This window comes from Nonomuraea sp. NPDC052116 (assembly GCF_040680035.1).
Lineage (GTDB): Bacteria > Actinomycetota > Actinomycetes > Streptosporangiales > Streptosporangiaceae > Nonomuraea > Nonomuraea angiospora_A.
Genome location: NZ_JBFAWA010000074.1, coordinates 21,299 through 30,330 on the forward strand (window position 1 = coordinate 21,299; position 9,032 = coordinate 30,330).

Annotated in this window: 8 protein-coding genes; 3 read left to right on the plus strand and 5 right to left on the minus strand. The window is 68.2% G+C overall.

Features of this window, described 5'->3' with window-relative positions:
• Window positions 1–36: 36 nt before the first annotated feature.
• Window positions 37–444, plus strand: a complete 408-nt coding sequence (locus AB0L65_RS61720; protein ID WP_364266980.1) for an RNA-binding S4 domain-containing protein — start codon at window positions 37–39, stop codon at window positions 442–444.
• A gap of 139 nt (window positions 445–583) precedes the next feature.
• On the opposite strand, the gene AB0L65_RS61725 is transcribed toward AB0L65_RS61720, so the two are convergent.
• The gene (locus AB0L65_RS61725) at window positions 584–3,370 is read right to left on the minus strand and encodes a PQQ-binding-like beta-propeller repeat protein (protein ID WP_364266983.1); all 2,787 of its coding nucleotides are present in this window, start codon (window positions 3,368–3,370) and stop codon (window positions 584–586) included.
• Window positions 3,371–3,372: 2 nt separating this feature from the next.
• Window positions 3,373–4,110: a hypothetical protein gene (locus AB0L65_RS61730; protein WP_364266986.1), complete on the minus strand. Its 738-nt coding sequence runs from the start codon at window positions 4,108–4,110 to the stop codon at window positions 3,373–3,375.
• A 299-nt stretch (window positions 4,111–4,409) separates the two neighbouring features.
• Between AB0L65_RS61730 and AB0L65_RS61735 the strand changes: the two genes are divergently transcribed.
• The gene (locus AB0L65_RS61735) at window positions 4,410–5,066 is read left to right on the plus strand and encodes a carbohydrate ABC transporter permease (protein WP_364266989.1); all 657 of its coding nucleotides are present in this window, start codon (window positions 4,410–4,412) and stop codon (window positions 5,064–5,066) included.
• Between the two features lie 232 nt (window positions 5,067–5,298).
• A complete protein-coding gene (locus AB0L65_RS61740) occupies window positions 5,299–5,898 on the plus strand; it encodes a TetR/AcrR family transcriptional regulator (protein ID WP_364266992.1) in 600 nt (199 codons plus the stop codon).
• 6 nt (window positions 5,899–5,904) lie between these two features.
• Here AB0L65_RS61740 and AB0L65_RS61745 read toward each other — a convergent pair whose 3' ends face one another.
• The 3 genes from AB0L65_RS61745 to AB0L65_RS61755 form a co-directional block, all read right to left on the minus strand.
• Window positions 5,905–7,269 (minus strand): MATE family efflux transporter, encoded by a 1,365-nt coding sequence (locus AB0L65_RS61745; RefSeq protein WP_364266995.1) that lies wholly within the window; start codon window positions 7,267–7,269, stop codon window positions 5,905–5,907.
• A 7-nt stretch (window positions 7,270–7,276) separates the two neighbouring features.
• The gene (locus AB0L65_RS61750) at window positions 7,277–8,266 is read right to left on the minus strand and encodes an aminoglycoside phosphotransferase family protein (protein WP_364266998.1); all 990 of its coding nucleotides are present in this window, start codon (window positions 8,264–8,266) and stop codon (window positions 7,277–7,279) included.
• A gap of 166 nt (window positions 8,267–8,432) precedes the next feature.
• The gene (locus tag AB0L65_RS61755) at window positions 8,433–8,738 is read right to left on the minus strand and encodes a hypothetical protein (protein WP_364267001.1); all 306 of its coding nucleotides are present in this window, start codon (window positions 8,736–8,738) and stop codon (window positions 8,433–8,435) included.
• Window positions 8,739–9,032 lie beyond the last annotated feature (294 nt).

The following is a 9,032-nucleotide window of genomic DNA, read 5'->3' on the forward strand; positions in this document are numbered from 1 at the left end:
ATCGACGGGTGTCACGTCACTCAGTACAGTGTCGGGGTGTCAGGTGAGCAGGTGAGTGCGCGGGTGGACAGCTGGATCTGGTCGGTGCGGCTGACCAGGACCCGTTCGATCGCGTCCGACGCCTGCCGGGGCGGTCACGTCCGGGTCAACGGGGTACGGGTCAAGCCCGCGCACGTCGTCCGGGCCGGTGACGAGGTCCGGCTGCGGCACGAGGGGCGCGAACGCATCGTGGTCGTCTCCCGGATCATCACCAAGCGCGTCGGCGCCGCCGTGGCCGCCGAGTGCTACGTCGACAAGAGCCCTCCGCCTCCTCCGCGCGAGGAGACGATGACGGTGGCCGTCCGGGCTCGTGGCGCGGGACGTCCCACCAAACGCGAGCGCCGCAGCATCGAAAAGCTGCTCGGACGCCGGGCGGCGGAGGGGCGGGGGCCCGCCCCCGAGTGAACGATTGACGTTGGCGCTTGGTTCGAGATCGGTGGACGCCGGGTCGGCGGAGCTTCCCGGGCTCGCATCGTCGTGCACCGGCCGGGTCAGATCATCACTCTGGACACCACGGCGACACCAGGCAGGTGCGGGAGAAACCTCACGCCGGCAACGCGTACAGAATGCCGTTCGCGCTGCCGACGTACACCATGCCGTTGGACACCACTGCGGTGGACTCGCCGAAGCCGCCGGTCTCGAAGCTCCACCGGAGGGCGCCGGATACGGCGTCCAGCGCATGAAGCGTCCCGTCGCGGCCGCCAACGTACACGGCGCCCCTTTCCACCGCAGGGTGGGAGCCGACACCGCCTCTCACGGGGAAGCTCCAGCGGATCGCTCCCGAAGAGGCGTCCAGCGCGTACACCTTGCTGTCGGCGCCGCTGACATACGCGACTCCCCGGGCCGCCGCGAGGTACCACTCGTAGTCCTGGCCGCCGTGGCCGGCCCGGAACCTCCACAGTCGCTTGCCGGTGGCCGCGTCCAGGGCATACGTCGTCCCGTTCGTGCCGCCGAGGTGAACGATGCCGTTCGCCACCACGAGCCGGTCGAAGATGCGCGAGCCGAGCCGTGAACTCCATCGGGCCGTGCCGGTGGCGGCGTTCAGCGCGTACACCTTGCCGTCCGTACTGAAGGCGTAGACGACTCTGCCTGCCACCACCAGTTCCATACGGGCCTGGGGGTCAACGGGCCGGAACCTCCACCGCTGAGCGCCCGACCTGGCGTCCAGCGCGTACACCATGCCGTGGTCGCCGCCGACGTAGACGACTCCACCGGCCACCACCGGGCCGAAGGGGACGACACCCGGGATCAGGCGGTGTTCGAGGACGGTACGGTCGGGCCGGAACCGCCACTGCTCCTTGCCGGTGCCGGCGTCCAGCGCGACGACTTCCGAGTCGTCCGTCGAGATGTACACGCTGCGCCCCGCCGCCACGGGGCCGAGGCTCGCACCGGTCCGGCGGATCCACAGTTTCCCACCGCTGGCGGCGTCGAGCGCCACCGTCTTGCCGACGGCGTTGATCGCGTAAACGACCCCGCCCGTCACCGCCGGTTCGTCGCTGATGGACTCGCCGGTCTGGAAACTCCATCGGGCCGTGCCGGTGGTGGCGTCCAGCGCGTACACCTTGCCGTCGTCGCTGCCGACGTAGACGACGCCATGGACCACCACCGGCCTGGTCGCGATCGCCGAGTCCGTCGGGTAGCTCCAGCGACCGGTGTTCGCGGGCGGCGTGGCGCGGACGCCCGGCCGGTACCGGGTCAGCAGGTTGTCCCGCAGCCGCGTGGAGAGCAGCCGCACCGCCAGCCGTGAGGAGGAGCGCAGCGTGGCCACGACAGGGCCCACAGTCAGGATCGTGCCGCCGCTATCTCCGTTCGGCCCGGTCACACTGTAGGTGAGGAAATCCGGGCCCTCGGTGCTGGGGTCGAAGCGGGCGGGCGGCAGGGCCCTGCTGTTCTTGATCTCGTCCGCCTCGGCGGCGAACAGCTTGCGTGCGACCGTGGTCGACGGGGAGACCCAGTCCACGGAGAGCGAGATCACCGCGCCGTCGTCCCTGGGCGGTACCCAGTTACACTGCGGGGCTTTGGGTAATCTCGCCCCCGCCCGGTCATTTCCCAGGGGCACGGCGCGGTAGCCGTCCCCGACGGTTCGTAGGTCGCGTCCGGTCAGCAGGGCGCAAGCGTCCGGCCAGGCCTGCGGTGCGACGCCGCCGAACACGGCGGGACCGGTGGGCAGCCCGCGCACCAGGGTGTACGCGCTGATCCACTCGGTCTTGGCGATGTCGCTGTAGACGAATGCCATGCTCCGGGTCGCTCCGGCAAGGGACGCGAACTCGTAGGGTATGTCGATGGGCAGTCCGCCGAGGTGTCCGGTGACGGTGTCCAGAGACAGCAAGTACGCGGGCATCGGCCACTTGCTGTGCAGAACGAGCTCCCCCTCCTCGCCCACAGTGGGGTTCGACCCGGCGAACAGGGGCAGACTCCAACGGCTGGAGTCGGTGACCTCGACGGCTTCCCGAACGGTGGACAACAACCTGCCGTCCGCCGCATAGAACAGCGCGTCGCTGCCTCCCCGGACGTAGACGTATCCGTCCGCGCCGCTCTCGATGTCCATATCAGGAGGGCTGCCCAACTCCGGTTCGTCGTCGCCAGGCGAGTCGTCGACCGGCGGGGGGAAGGAGGACAGCCGGCGCGTCCATTCGTAGCGCAGCGAATGCGGCTCCAAAGAGGCGAGTTGGAACCGAGTCTCCAAGCAGTAGCTCAACAGCATCACCGAACGGACCGTGGCGGCGCCATGCACGTGGCAGCGTCGTGGGTGAGTCATCCGCGCCGTGGTCGCCCCGGTCCGCGGATCGAGGGCGTGGATGGCAAGGGGCTCGGACGAGCGCTCGACGACCACGATGCCGCGCTCGGTCGCCATGATCCGCGGGCCGTCGTACAGGCCGGCGTCCTGCGTTGGGGACTGCATGGAGACGATGATCGTGCGCTGCCACAGCTTGACGCCCGTGAGCAGGTCGTAGCCGGACAGAGTGTGGCCGGCGGCGTCTCGCGTCCCCCGCGACACGACGAGCGTCCCGGTCACGATCCAGACGCCGCTCACGGATGAGGGAAGCCCTGAGGCGGCCGGGATGGTGCGCATCAGCGTGCCCGTACGCGGATCGTGAACCGTCACGCTGCCCTGTCGGCTCGCCACGGCGACCGCCCGATCCGACACGGCGATGAGTGGGGTCGCGAAATCAAGGGTCGGCGTCCCGCCGATATCCAGGTCGACGGGCATCGACCATGTCGCACGCCACTCGACGGGCACGATCGAGAGTCGCGGGGCGTCCGCTGCCACGGTCGAGCAGGCCACCACGACCATCGCGAGCAGGACGGCGACCGTGCGACGCCGCGGCACGGTCAACATCCTTCGAGCTTTCGCCGCGCGCAGGCCTCATCTTGCGAGATCGGCTGCCAGTCGCCGTTCGGGGTCCCGTCGTAGTAGGAGCGGTAGGAGTCGGCGAAACCGGTCAGCCGGAACGGGCCCTTGTCGGGCGCCTTGACCTCTATCTTCTCAATCCGGTCCTCCGCCAGCACGGTGACCAGGAAATCGAACTCGTAGTACGCCTTCTTCCCGGTGACCGACAAGGACAGTGTGACTGGTTCGTCCCACTTCAGATCTATCTGCTTCTTCCTGAAGTACGAGACGTCCCGATCCTTCACGGTGGTGAATCGAGGAGCCGGCGCATCGAGATCGGCGGCGAGCTCGATGGTGTCGACTTCGCCGGCGGTGCTGAGGAACGCGAGCGCGCCGTCCGAGACAGGTTCGTGGGTGAGCACGCGCGGCTCGATGTCGACGATGCGCAGACTGGTGCGGTTTCCGATGAGGACGACGGTGATGTCCGCGTGGTCGAGCACGGCGCTTTGATGGCGGGTCAGGACGGCGTTTCGCTGGGAGTCGGCTGCTCCTGTGCCCAGGAGGATCGCCCGCTCTCTGGCGTCGGTCACCGGCTCCCTCAGCGCGATGTCCCGCTTGGAGTACTCGAGGGCCACGTGACCGATTTTGATGGCGGGCTCGCCGCCGACCGTGTCGATTGCCTCGAGTCCACGGGCGTTGAACCAGGTGGCGAATACGACCCCGACCGCGGCGATGATCACCGCACTCAAGATCCCAGCCAGCCACGCCCGCACAGCCTTCCAGCGCCTGGCCCCCGCCCCCGCGGCCTCCTGGTCCTGTGGCAGCGCGGGATTCGTTCGGGTTTTCCTACTCTTGCCACTGCGCCTTTTAGCCATGAACGTCCCCCACCGGTCGTCCCTCCCTGGTTGTATATCGGCGCACCCATCGCGGTGTTGCGCAGCACAAGGCATCACCGCCGCCAGCGGAGTCGCCATCGCCGCTCACGGAGCTGCTCTCCAACGACAGCTTCCTGCCCGCCGACCCGCAGTGGCACAACTACGTGACCGCCTGGGTGCAGGGAGAACTCGGCATCTACCTGCGCAACAGCGTGCTCTACACGGGATCCGCCGTCATCGGCATCCTGCTGGTGTCCAGCCTCGCCGGGTACGCGCTCGCGCGGCTCGACTTCGCGGGCAAGGGCGTGTTCACGCTCGTCATCCTCGCCGTGATGATCATCCCCGCGCCCGCCATGTTCCTCGCGCAGTACAAGCTGCTCATCTCACTCAACCTGACGAACAATCCCGTCGGCTACGTACTGATCCTGATCACCTCGGGCATCCCGATGTCGACGCTCATCATGCGCAGCTTCTTCGTCAGCCAGCCCCGTGCCGTCGAGGAGGCGGCCGCGCTGGACGGCGCCGGCCCGCTGCGCATCTTCTGGAACGTGATCCTCCCGCTGGCACGGCCCGGCCTCGCCGCCGTGGCGGTCATCCAGGGTCTGGGAGCGTGGAACGAGTACCTCATGGCGCTCGTCCTGTTCGAGGACAACTCCCTCATGCCCGTCCAGCGCGGCCTGACCGCCTTCACCTCGGCCGAGACACCACAGCAGCAAATCCTCCTGGCCGCCACCACCATCTCGATCGTGCCTGTGGTGATCTTCTATCTGATGGCTCAGCGTCACATCGTGAAGGGCATCGGCGCGGGCGCGATCAAGTAGGCGAGACCACAAGCGCTGAAGGCAAGCCGCGCCTGTGGCCCTCTATCGAGGATCAGCAGGTCTCCGCACCGTCGACTCCGGTCCTGTGCGCAGCGCTACAACAATCCGGTGGACACAGAACAAGCTGAAGGCCCTCGTTCGACCGGTATCTTCGATGGTGCTGACCACCCTGCCGCCGTGTTCTGCAGTCGAGCCGGTCAAGGGGCCGATATGCAGCCGAGGGGGTCGATCGATGAGCGCGGGCTATCCGAAGGGGCGACGGCGACGTGCGGAGATCGTCGAGGCCGCGTTCGCCAAGTTCGCCTCGGTCGGATACCGCAACGCGAGCATGGTGCAGATCGCCGCGGACTGCGGAGTGTCGCGGATGGGCCTGGCGCATCACTTCCCGACGAAGGAAGCGCTCCTCGCCGCCGTGCTCGAAGAGCGGGATCGGGTCAACGGCGAGTTGTTCTTCGCCGGATTCGACGCGACGGCGGATGGCTTGGACTATTTCTCCCGGCTGGCGCGAGTGGTGGAATACAACGCGACCGTGCCGGAGCTCGTGCGCTTGTACGCCATGCTGTCGGTCGAGGCCGCTGATCCAGCACATCCCGCGCATGCGTACTTCGTCAATCGGTATACGAATATCCGCCGGGATATTCACGATGCGCTTGAGGAACTCCACGCCCGAGGGCTCGTGCGGCCGGGAGTGAGCATCGCGGGCGCCGAGTCGGATCTCATGGCCTTGCTCGACGGCCTGCAGGTGCAGTGGCTCCTCGACCCGACCAGCGTGGACATGGGTGCCCGCTTCCGGCACCGGCTCAGCGAGATGCTCCTGGTCGAGGTGCCCTGACGACCGCTACGCGGTGGCTCGCACCCCTGGGACCGCAGGTTTGCCGAACCTCCGCAGCAGGCCGGCGGCGGCCACGACCGAGATCGCTTCGCCGATCGGCAGGCTGATCCAGATCCCGGCCGGCCCGGACATCCCGAGCGCCAGGACGAGCGGCACCTTGATGACCATAAGCGTGCCGATCGAGATCAGATACGACGGCGCGGCTCTGCCGAGGGACTGGAAGTAGGCGGAGATCAGAGGCGGGATTCCGGCGAAGACGAATCCGATCGCGATGATGCGCAGCGCATCGACCGTGACGGCCGTGGTTGCCTGATCGCCGATGAACAATCCCACCAGCGGCCGCGCGAGCAGGGCGATGAGCGCCGCTGTTGTCGCCCCGTAGATGACGGTGGCGCGCATGGCCAGCGTGAGAGTCCGGTCGACACGGCCGGTCAACCCGCGGCCGGCGTTGTAGCCGACGATCGGCTGAATACCCTGGGTGATGCCGATCTGCGGCGTGAACACGAAGGTCTGCAGCCGCGCGCACACCGCGTAGGCGGCCAGGACGACGGCGCCGGTCGCGGCGAGAGTCGTGTTGATCAGGGCTGCCAGCAGCGTGGCGCCGAAGCCGGCGAGGAAGGAGGGGGCGCCCACCGCGAGCACGGCCCCGATCGTCGCCGGGTGCGGGCGCAGGTCAGCCGGCCGGATCCGGTACGGCCGCCCGCGCTGAATGAAGAAGAACCAGACCGCCATACCGGCCGACACGGCCTGGCCACCGACCGTGCCGAGCGCCGCACCGGCGACGCCCAGCCCGCAGACGAAGATCAGCAGCGGATCGAGGGCGATCTGCACCAGCACGGGTACGACCCACAGCATCGTCGAGAACCGCAGCCGCCCTTCCGCGCGCACCAGAGCCGAGAACCCGGTCGAGAAGATCGACCCGCCGATGATCACTGCCGCGTAGGGCCGCGCGTATGCGATCGTCGGGCCCGATCCACCCAGCAAGGTCAGCAGCGGATCGAGCGCGAGAAGACCGGCCACGGTGACGGACAACGCCACGAGCCAGAACACGACGAACGCGTTCCCCGCGGCGCGTGCGGCCTGATCGGGCCGACCGGCACCGAGACTGCGCGAGACCACGGACGCGCCGCCGACGCCGACGGTCGTCGAGACCGCACCCAGCATCAAGATGACCGGTGCGACGAGGTTGACCGCCGCCAGCGCCGTCTCGCCGACGCCTCGGGCGACGAACCAGGCGTTGGTGAGTGCGTAGATCCCGTAAACGCCCACCGAGAGCGTCGTCTGAGAGCAGGTCCACCACAGCAGCCGCCCGATCGGGCGGCTGCCCAGCGATTGCGTGTGATCGCGCACCACCGGCCCGCGCCGGCCCATCAGCGTGTCACCGGGTACGGCCGAACTGCGCCATCAGCAGATCAAGCTGCTCGCGGCCGAAGTCGTAGGTCGTGGTGTCGGTGTGACCGCGGTACTTCGTCTCGACGATCATGATGACGGCCAGGTACAGCGAGTACAGCCGGCGGCGCACTCGTTGCGCCTCGGACAACTCACCGAGCCCGTACCCCTGCATGAAGTCGGTGGGATCTCCGAAGACCGGCAGATCGATCCCGGTGAGTCCGGCCTCCATGAGCGGATCGCCATAGACGGCACGCTCATGATCGAGGATGGACACGATCTGACCGTCTCGGATCATCGAGTTCTTCGTCCAGAGATCGACCTCGATGAAACGGGGCTCGGTCACGGCATCGAGCACGCTCGCGTTCTTGGCGAGCACAGCGCGGATCTCGTCGTAGTCCCAGCCGATGTCGACCTGGACGTGAGCGCCATCGGTGAGCGTGTCCTCGATCATCGTGGTGAACGCTTCTCGCCAGGTCGCCGATCCCGGGCCTTCCAGCGGCCCGAAGTGCGGCCCCACGATGGAGTTCAACTCCCGGTTGAGCGCGCCGAGTTGTCGTCCGGCCGCGGTGACGACCTCAGCCGTCAGACGACCATCTGCCGCCGCGAGGCCGAAGTTGTCGGCATCGACGTACTCCATGAAGAAGTAGTCCGCGTCGATCAGCTCCCGCGACAGATCCGCATGATCGACCCGCGGCACCGGAACCCCGGTGCGGTCCCGGACCAGCGCCATCGCGGCAAGCTCGTTGCGCATCATGTTCTGCTCACGGGTCAGCACTGCCACATCCCCGGGAGGGGCGATCTTCAGCACCACCTGCCGCCCGTCGCGGAGCCGGATGCGGTAGATCACGTTGAACCAGCCGTGCGTGATCTCCTCGGCGAAGTCGTCGCCGTCGGGCACCCGGGCGGTCCCATAGGCTCGCTCGATCATCGCCCGAAGCGTCTTCAGCGGCTGCCGGTTCTTCGTCATGCTCTCCATCGGAACTCCTCTTCCGGCCGCCGTTGCTTGCCCCGGCTCGATGACTGCCAACGGATCCTACAAGAAACCGGCAGAGGTGACGGGATCTGCTCGAACGGTGAATGCGCGCCTGTCCGAGTGCCGGGCTGCGGGCGGGCCGGCCGGGGTGCCGTCGGCGGCGGCCAGGTCATCGGCTTCGGCTCAGGCCGCCCAGCCCGGCGCCGATGCTCCACACGCCATGCAGCGAGTTGAGGATGGAGCGTCGGTCGAGCCGTTGCACGCGCAGGCCGTGGGCGTTCTGCGCGACGTTCACGATCGCGTCAAGGGCGCCCGCGGCGAAAAGCGCCGCGCCGAAGGCGACCCGGTGCGGCACGAACGGGACGGCCGGCGTGGCGAGGGTGGTGACGACGATGCCGAAGGCCGCCACGCGGGCGGAGCCGAAGCGGCGGATCGCGGCACCGGCCGGCAGCGCGCCGATCGAGCAGTCGGCCACCGCGGTGCCGAAGACGGCGTTGCTGCCGAGCCATCCGCACCATGAGTGTCTTGACCGGCCGGCGGGTGCCGGTGAAGGCCCACTTGTGTCCGGGTACGACCTCGCTCGGGAGATGAGGTCATACGCGGACAGGGGGATTCCGGATGAAGGCGATTGTGGTGACGGACCAGGCCGCGGGAACGGCCGGGATGACGCTGGTGGAACGGCCCGAGCCGCAGGCAGCGCTGAACGACGTCGTCGTTCAGGTTCATGCGTCGGGATTCGTCCCGACGGAGATGGCGTGGCCCTCGACCT